This window comes from Gillisella vitis (genome assembly GCF_021559775.1).
In the GTDB taxonomy this organism is placed as follows: domain Bacteria; phylum Pseudomonadota; class Alphaproteobacteria; order Rhizobiales; family Rhizobiaceae; genus Allorhizobium; species Allorhizobium ampelinum.
This window is the reverse complement of the sequence record NZ_CP056047.1, coordinates 1736028-1752854: the sequence shown is the minus strand read 5'-3', so window position 1 is coordinate 1752854 and position 16827 is coordinate 1736028. Positions and strand designations below refer to the sequence as shown.

Sequence of the window (16827 nt, the reverse complement as noted above, 5' to 3'; positions counted from 1 at the left end):
CATGACGGTTTATTTCATTGGTGCCGGTCCAGGCGCACCCGACCTGATCACCGTGCGGGGCTTGAGGCTGATTGAGCGCTGCCCGGTCTGCCTCTATGCCGGATCGCTGGTGCCGGAGGAAATCGTCAAGGCAGCGCCTGCTGATGCGCTGGTCAAGGACACAGCGCCCATGCATCTGGACGAGATCATCCAGGAAATCCAGGAAGCCCATGCACGGGACCAAGATGTGGCGCGGGTGCATTCTGGCGATCCGGCCATTTATGGGGCGATTGCCGAACAGATGCGCAGGCTGGACGCGCTGGATATTCCCTATGACGTGGTGCCGGGCGTACCCGCCTTTGCGGCCGCTGCCGCAAGGCTGAAGACCGAGCTGACCCTGCCCGAAGTGGCTCAGACGGTCATCATTACCCGTACCGAGATGAAGGCATCGTCGATGCCGGAATTCGAGACGCTTGAAATCCTCGGAAAATCTCGCGCCACGCTGGCCATCCATCTGTCGATCCGCAATCTCAACCATATCCGCGAAACCCTGACGCCTTACTATGGCGAAGACTGCCCCGTGGTGATCGCCTACCGCGCCACATGGCCGGACGAATTGTTCATCCGCACCACGTTGAAGGATATGGCGGAGGAGGTGCGCAAGGCGAAAATCACCCGCACGGCATTGATCATGGTCGGCAAAGTGTTCGGCGATGTCGCCTTCCGCGATAGCGATCTCTACAATTCCGGTTTTTCCCATGTGCTGCGCAATGTGGGCAAGAAGGGTGTATCCAAGAAAAACCAGGCCGTCTGACGGCAACAGTGGTTGCGGGATGGCGCAAGGCCGCTATTCTCCCGCCAAAGGATTTAGGAGGTATGCCATGCATAAAGTGATTTTCGATACGGACCCCGGCGTTGACGATGCCATGGCACTGCTGTTTCTGCATCACCATGCGGATATCGATCTGCTGGGCATTACCACGGTGTTCGGCAATGCCACCATTGAGACCACGACCCGCAATGCGCTTTATCTGAAGCAGGAATGGAATATCGAGGCGCCGGTTGCCAAGGGTGCTGGCGAAACCTTCATTCCGCATCGTGTTACCCATGAGCCGCCGAAATTCATTCACGGCGATGACGGACTTGGCAATATCGGTGTGCCGGATGCCGTGGACGTGCCGCTTGATCCGCGCCCGGCGCATCGCTTCATTGTTGAGACAATCCGCGCCAATCCGGGCGAAGTGCGGATTGTCGCCGTTGGCCGAATGACCAACCTTGCCAATGCTTTGAAGGAAGATCCTGAGATCGTTTCTCTGGTCAAGGACGTGATCATTATGGGCGGTGCCTTCGATGTCAACGGCAATGTGACGCCCGCCGCCGAGGCCAATATCCACGGCGACCCGGAAGCGGCCGATATCGTCTTCACCGCCGGCTGGCCGGTGGTGGTGGTTGGTCTTGATGTCACGACGAAAACCGTGATGACCCGCCAGGCACTGTCCGACATCCGCGACGCGGCTGGCATGCGGGCGCAATTGCTGTTCGACCTGTCGCAGTTCTACATCAAGTTCTACGAGAGCCGGGTGCCTGATGGCATGGTGGTCCACGACAGCTGCGCCTGCGCCTACGTTGTGGCACCGGAGCTGTTCACCATCCGCAGCGGTTCGATCCGGGTGGTCTGCGGCGGTATTGCCGATGGCCAGACCATCCAGAAGCCTGACAGCATGGGCTTCGGCCCCAGCGATTGGGACGACCTGCCAAGCCAGACGATCTGCACCGATATCGAGGCCGGTGCCGTGCTGAAGCTGATCCACGACACGATCGTGTCTGTGCAGGAAGCGTGACTTGGCCGAAAGTTTAAACGCGTAATGCGGTAGAACAAGACCAGAGTAGCGATGCCTGCCGTGTGCTGCTCTTAAAAGACAGGTTCTGAAAGCAGATGGAAATAAGACCTGCGATAAAATCGGACTTTCCGATGCTGGCAAATCTTATGACCGAACTCGGCTATCCGAGTTCGGTTGAAGATATTGCAATGCGGATGGATGTCATGGCAGGACGCGATGACTATGCTGCGTTTGTTTCAGTCGACCAAAGCATCGTTTCCGGAATGATTGGCATTTCTGTTTCGCCATCATTTTACCGCAGCGGTCTTGGTGGCGCCATCATCGCCCTGGTTGTCTCGCCTGATTTTCGAGGGCGGGGTATTGCCGCGTCACTGATCACCTGTGCAGAGCAATGGCTTCGCGAGAGGGGTGCAGATCGGGTGACAATAAATCCCAGCAACCATCGTCTCCCTGCTCATCGGCTTTATCATCGCCTTGGCTACGACAATACGGGGATACGTTTTACAAAAGCACTGTAACGCATGTTTCCTAGAACGGTTATGCTCTTCATGGAAGCGCATTGACGCTCTGGCTCCTTGTTTTTACGCATTTTCTGACGGACAACCCGTTTCCACTTTTCCTGGAAACGCTCTGTTTTGCATCGCTCCATGTGTTAACCGATGAAGAGTAGACAATAAATCAATATATTCATGGTTTATTAGCCAGGAAACCAGAACGCTTGGCTAATCGGAAAATCGGCACCACTGAATTGGCTGGTGTCTGCGTTGTGTCCGATGAGTGAGCATGTTGCAATAATGTCTGGTGTAATTTCTTATCCAAAGCCTGAGTCATAATTTCTTAAACCGGTTGCAGTTTAAGGAGAACATTATGCAGAAAATATAAAGTGTTACAGCGTCCTTTGTGCGGTTTTCCAAAACGCAGGGCGCTATGGCGCGGCGTACGGACAGAAATGATCAATAGGTTTTTATCTCAATCTATGCTTTCATTAGAATGTAATGTTAGGGGTCGGATTGAATGTCTTTCGTTTGGAATGCTCCAGTGGCGTCACGAATGGATCTGCCCAAGGGTCGGGTGACCATTTCGCAGGGACAATTTGCCGTCAGCGACGATCCCGATACGGTGATGACGACGGTGCTTGGCTCCTGTGTCGCTGCCTGTATTCGCGATCCCGTGCTGGGTCTCGGCGGTATGAATCATTTCGTCTTGCCGGGTCCGGTTGCCAAGGGCATGAGCAAAAGCGAGGCGGCGCGATATGGCTGCCAGTTGATGGAGCTTCTTGTTGACGGGTTGCTGGCGCGTGGCGCAAATGTCTGGCGTTTGGAGGCAAAGATTTTCGGTGGCGCCAGTCCCGGCAACTCCTTCTATAATGTGGGGGCGCGCAATTTTGATTTCGCGCGGCAGTTTCTGGCAACGAACGGTATTGCGGTCATTGAGGAAAATGTCGGCGGCCCTTATGGCTGCAAGCTCGAATATTGGCCCTATTCGGGCAAGACAAATTGTGTGCCGCTCAGCGGACGTATGGGTGTGAAGCCCAAGGTCACGGCAATTCGGTCGCCAGCTCAGAAGGTGTGAGGATATCGCCTTCACTGTGGCGAAACAAAATCAATATCGATGTGACAGCGCAATCGGTCGTCAAACGACCGGGCGGGCGATCATCACCACGGGCAATCCCAATTTTCGGGCCGCGATAATCTTGCCATAGCTAGCCTCGCCGCCTGAATTGCGGGTCACGAGATGGGTGATGGCATGGCTTTCCAGCAGGGCTTTTTCTGCTTCCCAATCCGCCGCCGCTTTGCCGACAACGATGTCGGCATGGGTAAAGGGTAGCGGCGTTGATGGCGCATCCACCATGCGGATCACAAAGTGGCAATCCGTTCGCCGCGCAAATATGTCGATATATTGCCGCCCCAGCGCCAGGAAGACCCTGGCTCCCTCCGGCAATGTATGGGCCGCGGCTTCCAGTGTCTCGACCATGATCCAGCGGTCGCCGGGTTGCTCCAGCCATTGCGGGCGCAGATGGACGATGAGCGGTACGTCCGCCTTTCGGCAGGCTTCGACAGCATTGGCGGATATTTGCCGGGCAAATGGATGTGTGGCGTCGATCACCCTGGTAATGCCTTCACTCCTCAGATAGGCCACCAGCCCATCGACACCGCCGAAGCCACCGATGCGGACGTCTCCAGCCAGACTGGCCGGATATTCGGTGCGTCCGGCAAGCGCGGTAATGACGAAAGCCTCACCTTGCTCCACCAGCTCTGCGGCAAGCTTTGCCGCCTCTGCTGTGCCGCCGAGAATGAGGATGCGTTCAGGAGGCGATGGCAAGGATCGCTCCCGCTCGGTCGGTGACGATCACATCGACCGCGATATCGGCACCGCGTAGAACTGACAGGGCGGTTTCTCTTGCCCTTTGCGCAATCGGTGTTGCCATGTCCAGATTGTTTTGCCGGGTGATGTCGAGGATTTCCAGGGCGGTGTTGGCAGACCTGATCCTCTCCTTGATGTCTTGCGAGAGAGGATGATCGGACATCAATGTTTCCATGAAGGAATTGTCGATCTGGCTGCGGGCGGAATGTAGATCCAGCGCGCCTTGCGCCAGCTTGCTCAGCTTGGCAAATCCACCCGCAATCGTCAGCCGGGGTACGGGGTGCTGGCGCAGATATTTGAGCAGGCCACCGGCAAAATCACCCATGTCCAGCAGCGCTTCCTGCGGCAGGCCATAAAGCTGCTGCGCGGTGCGCTCCGATGTCGAACCGGTGGCACCCAGCACATGCGGAAGGCCCATGGCCCGTGCCACATCGATGCCGCGATGGATGGAGTGAATCCAGGCGGCACAGGAAAATGGATTGACGATGCCGGTCGTTCCGAGCACCGAAAGCCCGCCGATAATGCCCAGGCGTGGGTTCCAGGTCTTTTCCGCCAGTGCCTGACCACCGGGAATGGAAATGGTAATTTCCACATCGGGCGTCAATCCGTGCTGTTTGGTCAGGGCTTCCACCTCGGCCACCATCATGGCGCGCGGGACGGGGTTGATGGCCGGCTCACCGGTGGCCAGCGGCAGGCCGGGCCGAGTCACCGTGCCGACGCCGTCGCCCGCCACGAAGCGGACGCCAGAACCAGCGGCGAGACGCCGAACAATGGCGATCACGGTCGCGCCATGGGTCACATCCGGGTCGTCGCCCGCGTCCTTGATGATGCCCGCAGAGGCCTGGCCGTCCGTGATCTGTTCATAGGCGAGTGCAAAGGCCGGTTCTTGCCCGCCGGGCAGGCGGATCGACACCGGATCGGGAAATTCACCGGTCAAAAGTGCCGTCAGCGCTGCCTTGGTCGCGGCTGTCGCGCAAGCGCCCGTGGTCCAGCCCTTGCGCAGCGGTCCACTCGGCTTGCGCGGAGCGGCGGCATCGGGTGTTTCGGTGGGCGGCGCGGCTTCGGTCATGGTTCTTTATAGGCAAGGCTTGCGGCGGGGGGAAGATGGGCATGACCCTTGCCGCTCATTCGGACAAATCATCGTCATGGCGGTATAATTTTCCCCGCCAGCCGATTTCGGTTTGGGAAATTATGCAGTAGATCTTCTTGCCATGATGCAAGATGTTTTCAAGCCTTTGCCACTGTTGCAGCCGGGCCATGTCTGGCTGGCGGGGGCCGGGCCGGGTGATCCAGGTCTGTTGACGCTTTTGGCGGTGCGTGGCCTGTCCATGGCGGATGTGATTGTTCATGACGCGCTGGTGGATGAGGCTTGCCTTGCCTACGCCAATCCGGGTGCCGTGCTGGAATATGCTGGCAAGCGTGGCGGCAAGCCCTCGGCCCGGCAGCGCGATATTTCCCTGCGGCTGGTGGAACTGGCGAAATCCGGCAAGCGGGTGCTGCGGCTGAAAGGCGGCGACCCCTTCGTATTCGGGCGCGGCGGCGAGGAAGCGCTGACATTGGTCGAGCATGGCGTGCCGTTTCGCATCGTGCCGGGCATTACGGCGGGCATTGGCGGTCTGGCCTATGCGGGCATTCCCGTCACCCATCGCGAGGTCAACCATGCCGTCACCTTCCTGACCGGTCACGATTCATCCGGCGCCATGCCTGATGGCATCGATTGGCAGGCGGTGGCCAAAGGTTCCCGCGTGATCGTCATGTATATGGCGATGAAGCATATGGGCCACATCGCCGCGCAATTGATAGCGGCGGGCCGCCAGCCTGAAGAGCCGCTGGCCTTCGTCTGTGATGCCGCAACGGACCGGCAACGGGTGCTGGAAACCACGCTGGGTGAGGCCGATGTCGCCATGCAGGCAGCAGGCATCCAGCCACCCGCCATTGTGGTGCTGGGTGAGGTGGTGCGGCTTCGCCCCTCGCTGGACTGGCTGGGGGCCTTGTCGGGCCGGGCCTTGCAACCGGACCCCTTTGCCAATCGAAGCCTGAAGGATACGGCATGAGTGGCCTTCTGATTGCCGCGCCTGCCTCCGGGTCAGGCAAGACCACCGTCACGCTTGGCCTATTGCGCGCCTTGAGCGAGGCCGGTCATAAGCTGGCGCCGGGCAAGGCCGGGCCGGATTATATCGATCCGGCTTTTCATGCGGCGGCAAGTGGTGAGACCTGCCTGAATTTCGACCCCTGGGCGATGCGCCCGGAATTGATTGCCGCCAATGCCGCCCTGCACCGCCAGGGTGGGAGGACCCTGGTGGTCGAGGCGATGATGGGGCTTTACGACGGGGCGGCGGATGGCACCGGTTCGGCGGCGGATCTTGCCCTGATGCTCGGCCTGTCGGTGGTGCTGGTGGTCGATTGCGCCCGCACCTCGCATTCCGTCGCCGCCTTGGTAAAGGGCTTTGCCGATTTCAGGCCGGGTCTGCTGATAGTCGGCGTTATCATCAACCGTGTCGCCAGCGACCGGCATGAGGCGATGCTGCGTCAGGCGCTGGACACGATCCGCATGCCGGTGCTGGGCGTGATCCGCACCGATACCGGTCTTGCCCTGCCGGAGCGGCATTTGGGATTGGTGCAGGCAGCGGAACAGGCTGATCTCGAAGGCTTTATCACTCATGCCGCGCAGGTCGTGGCAAAAGGCTGTGATCTCGACGCCATTATCAGGGCTGCGGCTCGTTGCCCTGATCCGGTCTCGGAGGCTAATATTGCCCGGCTTGCGCCGCTAGGGCATCACATCGCCGTGGCGCGGGACGAGGCGTTTGCCTTTTGCTATGAGCATATGCTGCTGGGCTGGCGGCGACGCGGCACGCAGATCAGCTTCTTTTCGCCCCTGCAGGATGAGGTTCCAGCAGGTGATGCCGATGCGGTCTATCTGCCCGGCGGCTATCCCGAACTTCATGCCGGGCGGATCGCCAATGCCCACCGGTTCCGGGCTGGAATGCAGGCGGCGGCGGCAAGGCCGGTGAAAATTTACGGGGAATGCGGTGGCTATATGGTGCTGGGTGAGGGGTTGACCGATGCGGATGGAACGGACCATGCGATGCTGGGACTTTTACCGCTGAAAACCAGCTTTGCCGCGCGAAAGCGCCATCTGGGCTATCGGCTTTTACGGCCATTGGCGGGAGATTTCTTTGCCCATGTCATGACCGGCCACGAGTTTCATTATTCGACCGTGATCGAGGAAGGCGAGGGCGACCGGCTGTTTGCTGCGGAAGATGCCCTGGGCGTCTCCCTGGGGCAGGTTGGGTTGCGGCGCGCCAATGTGGCTGGCTCCTATATGCATCTGATCGACCGTGCGGGCGAGAACCGGGCATGACAGTACAGCTCGGCCAAACCATTGCCCATGGCGGCGGCCTTGCGGCGGCAGCGCGCCTTTATGGCGGGAGCGTTCAAGGCTGGCTGGACCTGTCCACAGGGATCAATCCCTGTCCACCGGATCTGCCCGCCATCGATGCCCGCGCCTGGCACCGCCTGCCGGACCGCGAACGCGAGGATGCAGCCCGGCTTGCTGCACGGGATTTCTATCGCAGCGGTACCATTCTGCCGCTGCCGGTTCCCGGCACGCAATCGGTCATCCAGCTTTTGCCGAAGCTGATGGATGCGGGCAGGCGGGCCGCTATTCTCAGCCCCACCTACGGTGAATATGCCCGTAGCCTCACGCTGGTTGGTATTGGGGTCGATGCGGTGGACAGTCTTCAGGCAGTTACCTCCGCCCATGGACTGGCGGTGGTGGTCAATCCCAACAACCCGACGGGCCGCCAGATCGAACGGGCGGAACTGGTCGCCGTTGCGCAGCGCATGGCGGTCCATGGCGGTCTTTTGCTGGTGGACGAGGCCTTTGCCGATGCGCAGCCGGAGCAGTCGCTGGCGCCGCTTGTGGCTGAGCACCCCAATCTGGTCTTGTTTCGCTCCTTCGGCAAATTCTTCGGTCTGGCAGGTTTGAGGCTGGGCTTTGTGATTGCCGATCAGGTGATGTTGGACCGCTTTGCCTGTTGGCTTGGTCCCTGGGCGGTATCCGGCCCGGCTCTGTCGGTGGCGACTCAGTTGTTCAGTGCCGATCACCATGCGCTCAGGTCACGAATTTTTGCCCGCAAGGCAGCGCTTGATGCGGTTTTGGCGCAGGCAGGTTTGGCGGTGATTGGCGGCACGCCGCTGTTTTCACTGGTGGAGCATACGGATGCGGCGAAGATCCATGCCCATCTGGCACGCGCGCATATCCTGACGCGGATTTTTGAGTATGCGCCGGGCTGGTTGCGGATCGGTCTGACGCCCGACGAAGAGGCCGATGCCCGGCTTCTGGCTGCCTTGCAGGCTTTCCAGTCATGATGGAAGCGCATCTGCTTATCTTAGCTCTGGCGCTGGTGCTTGACCGCGTGGTTGGCGATCCGCCCTGGCTATGGTCGCGCCTGCCGCATCCGGTCGTGGTGTTTGGCACATGTATTTCGGCCTTCGACCGGCTTCTGAACCGGCCTGTTCTGGCCGACCCCCTGCGCAAGGCAGGCGGGGTGTTGACGATTGCTCTTCTGCTGATGGCAAGCCTTGGCGTTGGATATGGGCTGCATCGTCTGTTTGCGACGCTCGGATTTCTCGGGTTCCTGCTGGAAATTGCTGTCACTGCAGTGTTTCTGGCGCAGAAAAGTCTGCTGGACCATGTGAAGGCCGTCGCCGACGGCTTGTTGCATGAGGGCCTCGCCGGTGGTCGCCGGGCCGTGTCGATGATTGTCGGGCGCGATCCCGATGTGCTTGATGAGGCCGGTGTGGCGCGTGCCGCGTTGGAAAGCCTGTCGGAAAACTTTGCCGATGGGGTGGTGGCACCCGCCTTCTGGTATGGCGTGCTCGGTCTGCCGGGTCTGCTTGCCTATAAAATGCTGAACACTGCCGATTCGATGATCGGCCATAAATCCGAACGCTATGTGCAATTCGGCTGGGCCTCGGCACGGCTGGACGATCTGGCCAATTGGCCTGCTGCCCGGCTGGCGGGATTGTTGACTGTGTGTTCCGTCTGGTTGGACAATGGCGCTCTGGCAGCCCGACGATGCTTTGCCGTTATGATGACCGACCATGGCCTGCATCGCTCGCCAAACTCTGGCTGGCCGGAAGCGGCTGCGGCGGGTGCGCTGGATGTGGCGCTGGCGGGACCGCGAATTTATGCTGGAGAAACAGTGCGCGAGCCGATGATGAACGCGGCTGGTCGGCGCGCCATCGGCGGTGCCGATATCAGGCTTGGCATGCGGCTGATCGATGGCGCCTGGCGTCTAGGCCTGGGTCTCCTGGTGGTTTTGATCGTCCTTTGATCGGGTAGCAGTTACTTTTTTCACCCTATCAGCGCAGAATCTGCCGTCTTTTCGGGCCGGTTACGGATCGCTATCTGTTTGGCGCCGGGCGAATTGCCCGGAACGTGGTTCAGATAGGCCGAAACCGCAGCGCTGTTTCGGCTTCCAGCATGCACAAAGGGGCAGTTGATGACGAAGGTTGCTGTTGTTTTTCACTCGGGCTATGGCCACACCAAGCGGGTTGCGGAATATGTTGCCAAGGGCGCTAGCGCCGAACTGATCGAAATCGATAGTGAGGGCAATGTGTCGGAAGCCGGATGGGCCAGCCTGTCTGCCGCCGACGCCATCATTTTCGGGTCGCCGACCTACATGGGCAATGTGAGCTGGCAGTTCAAGAAGTTTGCCGAGGCGTCGTCGAAGATCTGGTTCACACGTGGCTGGCACGACAAGGTTTTCGGTGGTTTTGTCAACAGCGCCAGCTTTAACGGCGATAAGGCCGTCGCGCTGATTTCCTTGCAGACTTTGGCATCGCAACACGGCGGCATCTGGGTCAGCCTTGGTCTTTTGCCGAGCAATAGCAAGGCTGCGCAACGCACCGACGTCAACAATCTCGGTGGTTCGGTCGGGCTTCTGGTCCAGTCGCCCGCCGATGCCAGCGTTGATGAGATTCCCCAGGGCGACCTCGATACCGCTCTCGCTTATGGCGAACGTGTTGCAGACATCGCTGGCCGGTTGAAGTAATCGGCTCTTCCCAAGCGCTGTGCGCCATTGATGTGCACGGCGCTTGTCCTGTCGATTACGCACATCATCCTGCATGCGCCTGCCGTTTTTTGTGGCATGTATCGCTTCTGTCATGCAGTTATGGTGAAGCTCTTCGTTGGCGGTGAGGGATTCGTCTCTTCGCCGCCATGAAGGCGACAGGAACGGGAGCGCAAGCATGAGTGACATCGAAGAGCAAGTGCGCGCGCGCCATTCCCGTGACGAGGAAAAGGCCGATATCTACGACGAGGACGGCTCGATCCGCAGTGATTTCCGCGCGCTTGTTGGCGCCGCTATCGCCGATCGTGATGTGCTGTTCCTGCGCAAGGAAGTTGCGCATCTGCACGAATCGGAAATGGGCGACCTGATCGAGGCGATCCAGCCGGATCAGCGTTTGGCGCTGATTACCCTTCTGGGTGACGATTTCGACATGACGGCGTTGACCGAGGTGGATGACGCCATCCGCCTACAGATTGTCGACCAGATGCCGAACGAGCAGATTGCCGCGGCTATCGGCGATCTCGATTCGGACGATGCCGTCTACATTCTCGAAGACCTCGACGAGGAAGACCGTGACGAAATCCTCGCGCAATTGCCGTTTACCGAGCGGGTGCGGCTGCGGCGCGCGCTGGATTACCCGGAAAGCTCCGCCGGACGGCGTATGCAGTCGGAATTCGTGGCCGTACCGCCGTTCTGGGCGGTGGGCCAGACCATCGACTATATGCGCGAGGAAGAAGGTCTCCCCGAAAGTTTTACCCAGATCTTCGTCATCGATCCCACCTTCAAGCTGCTGGGCGTGGTCGATCTCGACCGTATCCTGCGCACCAAGCGTCAGGTGAAGATCGAAACCATTATGCGCGAGACCAACCACCCTATCCCGGCCGAAATGGACCAGGAAGAGGCGGCGCAACTGTTCGAGCAATACGATCTTCTCTCCGCCGCCGTGGTCGATGAGGGCGGGCGGCTGGTCGGCGTACTGACCATCGATGACGTGGTTGACGTGATCCAGGAAGAGGCCGAGGAGGACTTGATGCGCCTGGGCGGCGTCGGCGATGAAGAATTGTCGGACAGCATTCCAGAGACCTCCCGCTCGCGCGTGCCGTGGCTGCTGGTCAATCTGCTGACCGCGTTCCTGGCCGCCTCGGTGATCTCGCTGTTTGAGGCAACCATTGAGCAGATCGTCGCGCTGGCCGTGCTAATGCCGATTGTGGCGGGCATGGGCGGCAATGCCGGGTCGCAGACCATGACCGTGACGGTTCGGGCGCTGGCTACCCGCAATCTCGACATTCACAATGCCTGGCGGGTCGTGCGACGCGAAGCGGGTGTCGGCTTGTTGAACGGGTTGATCTTCGGCGTGTTGATCGGCGTCATTGCCGGGTTCTGGTTCCATGACGCCAATATCGGCGGCATCATTGCCTCGGCCATGCTGATCAACATGATGGCCGCCGCCATTGCCGGCATTCTCATTCCGCTATTGTTGGACAAGATCGGTGCCGACCCGGCGGTCTCCTCGGCGGTTTTCGTGACCACTGTCACCGATATTACCGGTTTCTTTGCGTTTCTGGGGCTCGCCACCTGGTGGTTTGCGATTTGATGCACGCTAAACGCATGCACTTGCCTCCCCATCCGTCTTGAATATGGCAAGATCCGTCAAAATGATGCGATGTTCCCCAGCTTGAAGCAGTGAGGTGAACAAAAATTGACTTTTACGTAAAAGTTAATATGATTATCGTCTTGAGCGATACGGAACACCATGGCCTTGAAAAAATCTTACAGCATCACCGAGTTGACCCGAGAATTCGGCGTATCGACCCGCACTCTTCGTTTCTACGAGGACGAGGGATTGATTCAGCCGGAACGCAAGGGCCGTACCCGTGTCTACCGGGGTGCCGACCGCCATCTTCTCAAAGAAATTCTGCGTGCTCGTCGCATCGGCTTTACGGTAGCAGATATTCGCGAAATCATCCATGTCTACAAACAGCCGCCGGGCGAGATCGGCCAATTGAAGCTGATGATGAAGCGTATCGATGAAAAGCGAGACGATTTGCGCCAGAAGCGCAAGGATATCGACGAGACCCTTGCGGAACTGGATCAGGCCGAGGAGGCCTGTCTGACCCGTCTGGTGGAAATTGGTGTCGGTTCATAGAGTGAGCCGACACCTATTGCATAATTCTTTAAACCGAAATCGGTTTGAAGATAAAATTATGCAACAGATACAGAGAGCTAAAGCACTGCGCGCCCTATGGGGCGCACAGTGCTGTCATCGTTTGACTTCATCGCTTCCGGTATTCCGTCAAAGCCAGCGTCGTGTATGCTGGCAATAGCGTTCGAAATCGACGCCGAACCGCACCAATAGATGCATTTCCTCACAGCGGATAGCGATCATCGTGGTTAGCATGGCGGTGAGGGGCGCTGCCAGGATCAGCCAGACATTGCCGAGAATCATTCCCGCCGCGATCATCAGCAGCGTATAGCCGAGATAGATCGGGTTGCGGGAATAGCGGTAAGGTCCCTCTGTCACCAGCCGCCGGGCGCGCTGGTGCTGGCTGAGGGGTGTATAGTTGGACATCAGGGTCTTGATGGCCCAGAAATCGATGGCGATTGCACCGGTGGCGATCATCGCGCCGGTCATCCACATCACGGGCTCCTGCTCCTCGAAAGGGCTGACAGGGGCAATATAGGCGTTGAGAAAAAAAGCAAGGACACAGGCGCCGACATAAAGAAGCGGCGGCCATGGGTATTTCAGCGGCTTCATGCGATAGGCGTTCATGTTAGGACCCTTTATTGGCTGGCGATCGTGCATTCCCGCGCCAGTTTCAGGACCCTTTCATCTTGCGCCGCTATGATTGCCCCAGACTGGAGCGGTTCGAGTATATTTCCGGTCTGCAACTTCTCCAGTGTGCAGCCGCAGAACCGTTGGCAAAAACCGGGATCGTTATTGCCAGCCGTGCAGGATTGCTGGCAACTGCGGTCATAGGCTGCCGCTCTGTCGGGTGGGGGCGGGGCGACGACCAGCGTCGCCAGATAGACGAGAGCGATCAGGACCGGCTGATGCACCAGGTAGAAGACCAGGCTATGGCGGCCCGCAAGCGAGAGCAATTTTGGGCCGGATGGCCAGGCTGCCAGCTTTTGCCACAGGCCGAACCGCAGGGCGAGGCGGGCGCTGGCAATGCCAAACAATACGGCGGCAAACCAGGGAAACACCGGCACATAGTCATTTGAGCGCGGAATTGTTTCGGACAGGCCAAGCCACCAGAAATAGGGTGCATCGAATACAGCCGAGCGCGCATAAAACGGCAGGATCAGCGTGGCAATTGCCGCGCCCAGCGTGACGACCACCGGCAGGCGAATGAAGGCCAGGCCGAGCAGGCTCATCAGCGCGATGGAATGCAGAATGCCGAAGAAGATCCAGCCTGCCCCCATGGCCAGATAGGTGGTAACGGATATGGCAAAGGCGCTTGCGGCAATCTGCACCAGTCGCTTGCCAAAGGACTTCCAGCGGATGCCATTTCGATGCGCCAGCACCAGGCCGATGCCGACCAGGAACAGAAAGGTCGAGGCGATGCAGCGGGCATAGATCTTCAGAACCCCGGTTTCCGCCGTACCCGGTGGCAGATAGCCGAAGAATTCCAGATCCCAGCTGAAGTGATAGGAAGCCATAGCCAGCAGCGCGAGCCCGCGCATTGCATCAAGCAGGCCAATGCGGGGGGGGGATTTGGCGGGAAGGTGAGATTCGGTTTGAAAAGCCACGCGATGTCCTGAAACAGCTATCTACAGCGACCGGACATGCTGGGATGGCAAATGGTCACCGGGGCAGATCATGCCCTTGGTTCGAGTTATGCCAAGGTCATTTTAATGACACCTGGCATCACGGTCCTTTACGACATTCCAGATGACCTGTCGCCATTGGTTGCAGGATGGGGGCTGGTTTGTAGGCTTGCTGTCATGTGTCCTGGCGCGGAGAGCGGATTTTTCAGCATGGCGGCCAGCCGGGCATTCGAGAAGAACTGGCGATGCATCAGCACGAAGAAAATCAGTACCGTTGTCGCCATGAACATATAGGCGTTCAGGAACCAGCCGAGATAGCCCATCGACATGAAGATCGCCCGCAGGCCCGAATTGAAATTCTGCGCGGCGATGACATTCATGGCAATCACGGTTTCGGCGGCGTCTTCGGCTGCGGCCGGGTCCTGGCGAACTTCCGCATGCATGGGCAGGCCGCCGAACAGGATGGTGCAATAGTTGAACAGGCGATAGGACCAGCCGAACTTGAAGAAAGAATAGCCGAAAATCGCGATCAGCCCGCAGACTTTCAATTCAAATGCGGCCCGCCCGCCCGCCCCGAATAAAGGAAGGTCCCGTAGCACCAGATCGACCTTTTCGGTGGCGCCCAGCATCGCAAAACAGCCGCCGATGGCGATGATTGAGGTCGAGGCAAAAAAGGCAGTGCCGTTTTGCAGACCGGCGAGGATCTGCGTGTCGATCATCCGCAGGTCGCGCTTCAGCGCATTGAAGATCCAGGCGCGTCGGCGCTCCGCCATGATCCGGCTGAGGCTGAGGCGGGATTTGATCAGACGGCCATTGGTTAAAAAAGCCAGGCCGAACCAGCCGCAGAAAAACAGCAGCAGAGCAAGCCAATCCAGAAGGGTCATGTCCGACATTGTCTTTCAAATCTTGGGGTAATGGGCAGATCTAGGAGAGGGACAGGTGGATGACAATTGCGAATCTGTGCTTTTCATCCTGTTTTATCATGATGGTCTAAGGTCCATTCGCAAAGCGCCAATATCAATTATCTTTGTCAACTGAGGACGTGAATCGCTCATACCCACGCGCTTGCGGCGCGATTTAAGAAATATGCGGCTCCCAGCCTGTCAGCGATTGAGCAAGGCCGCCAAATCGTCTATCCATGCTGTGCTCGGGGGCTTTCGGGGGATTGGCCTCGTGCCTGCCGCTTTGTTGCGGTAGAAATCCGCTTTACGGCGGGGGACGACAGCGCGGCTGGAGACGAGCCGCGCTGTTTTTGTTTTGCGGTTTTTGTCGCTGCGGTTTCACTGAATGTCGATCCTTCATCACGAATTTGCCGAGGATAAGGCTAGAGTTTAGGCTATTGGCTACGGCTTCACGGGTAGGGTCCTTGCATGTTTCTTTCCGTCTTCGACGTTTTCAAGATCGGCATCGGGCCATCCAGCTCGCACACGATGGGGCCGATGTCGGCAGCAGGCCGGTTTCTTGATCTGATCCTCTCCAATGACTGGCCGCGCCCGGCTGGCGCCGAGGTCGCAGCACTGAAGGTCAGCCTGCACGGTTCGCTGGCCTATACAGGCGTTGGTCATGGCACCGACCGCGCCGTTATCATCGGCCTGACCGGCGAGATGCCCGACAGGGTCGATCCGGACCGGATGGCGGAGCTTGTCGCCGAGGTGCAGCGCAGCGGCAAGGTCTGTCCCACCGGGCATCCGGCCTATCAGTTCAATCCGGCCAGCGATTTGGTGCTGGACAAGAAGACGCCTCTGGCAGGTCACGCCAACGGCATGCGGTTTTCGGCCTTTGACAAACAGGGTCGCTTGCTGCTGACGACGGTCTATTATTCCATCGGTGGCGGTTTCGTGGTGACCGATATCGAGCTTGCTGCCGTGCAGAAGACGAAGAAGACAGAAACTCACGCCGTCAAAGTGCCTTATCCTTTCGCCTCCGCCCGGCAGATGCTGGCTATGGCGGAATCATCCGGGCTGACGATTGCCCAGATGAAGCGCGCCAATGAGGAGGTGTCCCTGAGCCGCGAGGCGTTGGACGAAGGCCTCGACCGGCTTTGGACGGCGATGAGCGGCTGTATTGATCGCGGTTTGCGGGGTGAGGGCGAACTGCCCGGCGGGTTGAAAGTCAAGCGCCGCGCCCGTTACATCCATGACAAGCTCCAGGAAGAATGGCGCTCCAACCGCCAAAACCCCCTGCTGGCCAATGACTGGCTCTCAGTCTATGCCATGGCTGTCAACGAGGAAAATGCCGCTGGCGGCAGGGTGGTGACGGCGCCGACCAATGGGGCAGCAGGCGTCGTGCCTGCAACGATCCGCTATTACCTGCATTTTCATCCCGATGCCGATCAGGAGGGGGTGCGTGATTATCTGCTGACGGCTGCGGCCATTGGCGGCATTATCAAGCACAATGCCTCGATTTCCGGTGCCGAAGTCGGCTGCCAGGGCGAGGTGGGTTCGGCAGCGGCCATGGCTGCGGCAGGATTGGCAGCGGTGATGGGCGGCAGCCCGGAGCAGATCGAAAATGCCGCCGAGATTGCGCTCGAACATCATCTCGGCATGACCTGCGATCCCGTGGCGGGTCTGGTACAGGTACCCTGTATCGAGCGCAATGCGCTGGGTGCCGTCAAAGCGGTGACGGCGGCCTCGCTGGCCATCAAGGGGGATGGTAGCCATTTCGTACCGCTAGATGCCTGTATCGAGACGATGCGCCAGACAGGCAATGACATGAGTGAGAAATATAAAGAGACCTCGCTTGGTGGCCTGGCCGTCAATGTCGTGGAATGTTAACGCTACTGCTTGACCTGCGGCATG

General features: G+C 59.0%; 17 protein-coding genes. 12 read left to right on the top strand and 5 right to left on the bottom strand.

The features are described from left to right. Nucleotide 1: 1 nt before the first annotated feature. The 4 genes from cobM to AVCG78_RS08320 all read left to right on the top strand — a co-directional run bounded on the left by cobM (nucleotide 2) and on the right by AVCG78_RS08320 (nucleotide 3392). The gene (cobM, locus tag AVCG78_RS08335) at nucleotides 2-793 is read left to right on the top strand and encodes a precorrin-4 C(11)-methyltransferase (RefSeq protein ID WP_071584594.1); all 792 of its coding nucleotides are present in this window, start codon (nucleotides 2-4) and stop codon (nucleotides 791-793) included. Nucleotides 794-860: 67 nt separating this feature from the next. Continuing rightward, the gene (locus tag AVCG78_RS08330) at nucleotides 861-1820 is read left to right on the top strand and encodes a nucleoside hydrolase (protein ID WP_071205637.1); all 960 of its coding nucleotides are present in this window, start codon (nucleotides 861-863) and stop codon (nucleotides 1818-1820) included. A gap of 146 nt (nucleotides 1821-1966) precedes the next feature. Beyond that, nucleotides 1967-2338, top strand: a complete 372-nt coding sequence (locus tag AVCG78_RS08325) for a GNAT family N-acetyltransferase (protein ID WP_174089676.1) — start codon at nucleotides 1967-1969, stop codon at nucleotides 2336-2338. 532 nt (nucleotides 2339-2870) lie between these two features. Next, nucleotides 2871-3392, top strand: a complete 522-nt coding sequence (locus AVCG78_RS08320) for a chemotaxis protein CheD (protein WP_174089675.1) — start codon at nucleotides 2871-2873, stop codon at nucleotides 3390-3392. A 60-nt stretch (nucleotides 3393-3452) separates the two neighbouring features. Here the strand turns inward: AVCG78_RS08320 and AVCG78_RS08315 are convergent, their stop codons facing one another. Both AVCG78_RS08315 and AVCG78_RS08310 read right to left on the bottom strand, forming a co-directional pair. Next, nucleotides 3453-4142 (bottom strand): cobalt-precorrin-6A reductase, encoded by a 690-nt coding sequence (locus AVCG78_RS08315; RefSeq protein ID WP_071205641.1) that lies wholly within the window; start codon nucleotides 4140-4142, stop codon nucleotides 3453-3455. Beyond that, nucleotides 4126-5253 carry a cobalt-precorrin-5B (C(1))-methyltransferase gene (locus AVCG78_RS08310; protein WP_234665100.1) on the bottom strand — a complete coding sequence of 376 codons (1128 nt, stop codon included), beginning with the start codon at nucleotides 5251-5253 and terminating at the stop codon, nucleotides 4126-4128. Before AVCG78_RS08310 ends, AVCG78_RS08315 begins: the two co-directional genes overlap by 17 nt. A 142-nt stretch (nucleotides 5254-5395) precedes the next feature. Between AVCG78_RS08310 and cobA the strand changes: the two genes are divergently transcribed. The 7 genes from cobA to AVCG78_RS08275 all read left to right on the top strand — a co-directional run bounded on the left by cobA (nucleotide 5396) and on the right by AVCG78_RS08275 (nucleotide 12407). Then, on the top strand, nucleotides 5396-6238 hold the full coding sequence (cobA, locus tag AVCG78_RS08305) for a uroporphyrinogen-III C-methyltransferase (RefSeq protein ID WP_071584593.1): 843 nt from the start codon (nucleotides 5396-5398) through the stop codon (nucleotides 6236-6238). After that, nucleotides 6235-7545: a cobyrinate a,c-diamide synthase gene (locus tag AVCG78_RS08300; RefSeq protein WP_071205645.1), complete on the top strand. Its 1311-nt coding sequence runs from the start codon at nucleotides 6235-6237 to the stop codon at nucleotides 7543-7545. Before cobA ends, AVCG78_RS08300 begins: the two co-directional genes overlap by 4 nt. Continuing rightward, a complete protein-coding gene (cobD, locus tag AVCG78_RS08295) occupies nucleotides 7542-8555 on the top strand; it encodes a threonine-phosphate decarboxylase CobD (protein WP_071205646.1) in 1014 nt (337 codons plus the stop codon). Before AVCG78_RS08300 ends, cobD begins: the two co-directional genes overlap by 4 nt. Then, complete coding sequence (cbiB, locus tag AVCG78_RS08290; RefSeq protein ID WP_071205648.1) at nucleotides 8552-9523, top strand: adenosylcobinamide-phosphate synthase CbiB; 972 nt, start codon at nucleotides 8552-8554, stop codon at nucleotides 9521-9523. The genes cobD and cbiB overlap by 4 nt, the downstream gene beginning before the upstream one ends. Before the next feature lie 168 nt (nucleotides 9524-9691). Beyond that, nucleotides 9692-10243, top strand: coding sequence for a flavodoxin family protein (locus AVCG78_RS08285; RefSeq protein WP_071584592.1), 552 nt, complete (start codon nucleotides 9692-9694; stop codon nucleotides 10241-10243). Nucleotides 10244-10439: 196 nt separating this feature from the next. Next, nucleotides 10440-11855, top strand: coding sequence for a magnesium transporter (gene mgtE, locus AVCG78_RS08280; RefSeq protein ID WP_071584591.1), 1416 nt, complete (start codon nucleotides 10440-10442; stop codon nucleotides 11853-11855). Nucleotides 11856-12020: 165 nt separating this feature from the next. After that, a complete protein-coding gene (locus AVCG78_RS08275; RefSeq protein ID WP_085946629.1) occupies nucleotides 12021-12407 on the top strand; it encodes a MerR family transcriptional regulator in 387 nt (128 codons plus the stop codon). Nucleotides 12408-12554: 147 nt separating this feature from the next. Here AVCG78_RS08275 and AVCG78_RS08270 read toward each other — a convergent pair whose 3' ends face one another. The 3 genes from AVCG78_RS08270 to AVCG78_RS08260 form a co-directional block, all read right to left on the bottom strand. After that, nucleotides 12555-13031 (bottom strand): methyltransferase family protein, encoded by a 477-nt coding sequence (locus AVCG78_RS08270; RefSeq protein ID WP_071205654.1) that lies wholly within the window; start codon nucleotides 13029-13031, stop codon nucleotides 12555-12557. An 11-nt stretch (nucleotides 13032-13042) separates the two neighbouring features. Continuing rightward, on the bottom strand, nucleotides 13043-14011 hold the full coding sequence (locus tag AVCG78_RS08265) for a DUF1624 domain-containing protein (protein WP_071584590.1): 969 nt from the start codon (nucleotides 14009-14011) through the stop codon (nucleotides 13043-13045). A gap of 128 nt (nucleotides 14012-14139) precedes the next feature. Beyond that, nucleotides 14140-14913 (bottom strand): DUF599 domain-containing protein, encoded by a 774-nt coding sequence (locus AVCG78_RS08260; RefSeq protein WP_174089674.1) that lies wholly within the window; start codon nucleotides 14911-14913, stop codon nucleotides 14140-14142. A 486-nt stretch (nucleotides 14914-15399) separates the two neighbouring features. Between AVCG78_RS08260 and AVCG78_RS08255 the strand changes: the two genes are divergently transcribed. Next, nucleotides 15400-16803 (top strand): L-serine ammonia-lyase, encoded by a 1404-nt coding sequence (locus AVCG78_RS08255; RefSeq protein WP_071205037.1) that lies wholly within the window; start codon nucleotides 15400-15402, stop codon nucleotides 16801-16803. Nucleotides 16804-16827: the final 24 nt, after the last annotated feature.

What these genes read in the sequence shown, in the direction of transcription:
- AVCG78_RS08285 (WP_071584592.1), top strand. Translation starts at nt 9,692, where the DNA reads ATGACGAAGGTTGCTGTTGTTTTTCACTCGGGCTATGGCCACACCAAG.
- AVCG78_RS08260 (WP_174089674.1), bottom strand. Translation starts at nt 14,913, where the DNA reads ATGACCCTTCTGGATTGGCTTGCTCTGCTGCTGTTTTTCTGCGGCTGG.
- cobD (WP_071205646.1), top strand. Translation starts at nt 7,542, where the DNA reads ATGACAGTACAGCTCGGCCAAACCATTGCCCATGGCGGCGGCCTTGCG.
- AVCG78_RS08330 (WP_071205637.1), top strand. Translation starts at nt 861, where the DNA reads ATGCATAAAGTGATTTTCGATACGGACCCCGGCGTTGACGATGCCATG.
- AVCG78_RS08320 (WP_174089675.1), top strand. Translation starts at nt 2,871, where the DNA reads ATGGATCTGCCCAAGGGTCGGGTGACCATTTCGCAGGGACAATTTGCC.
- cobM (WP_071584594.1), top strand. Translation starts at nt 2, where the DNA reads ATGACGGTTTATTTCATTGGTGCCGGTCCAGGCGCACCCGACCTGATC.
- AVCG78_RS08310 (WP_234665100.1), bottom strand. Translation starts at nt 5,253, where the DNA reads ATGACCGAAGCCGCGCCGCCCACCGAAACACCCGATGCCGCCGCTCCG.
- AVCG78_RS08270 (WP_071205654.1), bottom strand. Translation starts at nt 13,031, where the DNA reads ATGAACGCCTATCGCATGAAGCCGCTGAAATACCCATGGCCGCCGCTT.
- AVCG78_RS08325 (WP_174089676.1), top strand. Translation starts at nt 1,967, where the DNA reads ATGACCGAACTCGGCTATCCGAGTTCGGTTGAAGATATTGCAATGCGG.
- cobA (WP_071584593.1), top strand. Translation starts at nt 5,396, where the DNA reads ATGATGCAAGATGTTTTCAAGCCTTTGCCACTGTTGCAGCCGGGCCAT.
- mgtE (WP_071584591.1), top strand. Translation starts at nt 10,440, where the DNA reads ATGAGTGACATCGAAGAGCAAGTGCGCGCGCGCCATTCCCGTGACGAG.
- AVCG78_RS08255 (WP_071205037.1), top strand. Translation starts at nt 15,400, where the DNA reads ATGTTTCTTTCCGTCTTCGACGTTTTCAAGATCGGCATCGGGCCATCC.
- cbiB (WP_071205648.1), top strand. Translation starts at nt 8,552, where the DNA reads ATGATGGAAGCGCATCTGCTTATCTTAGCTCTGGCGCTGGTGCTTGAC.
- AVCG78_RS08300 (WP_071205645.1), top strand. Translation starts at nt 6,235, where the DNA reads ATGAGTGGCCTTCTGATTGCCGCGCCTGCCTCCGGGTCAGGCAAGACC.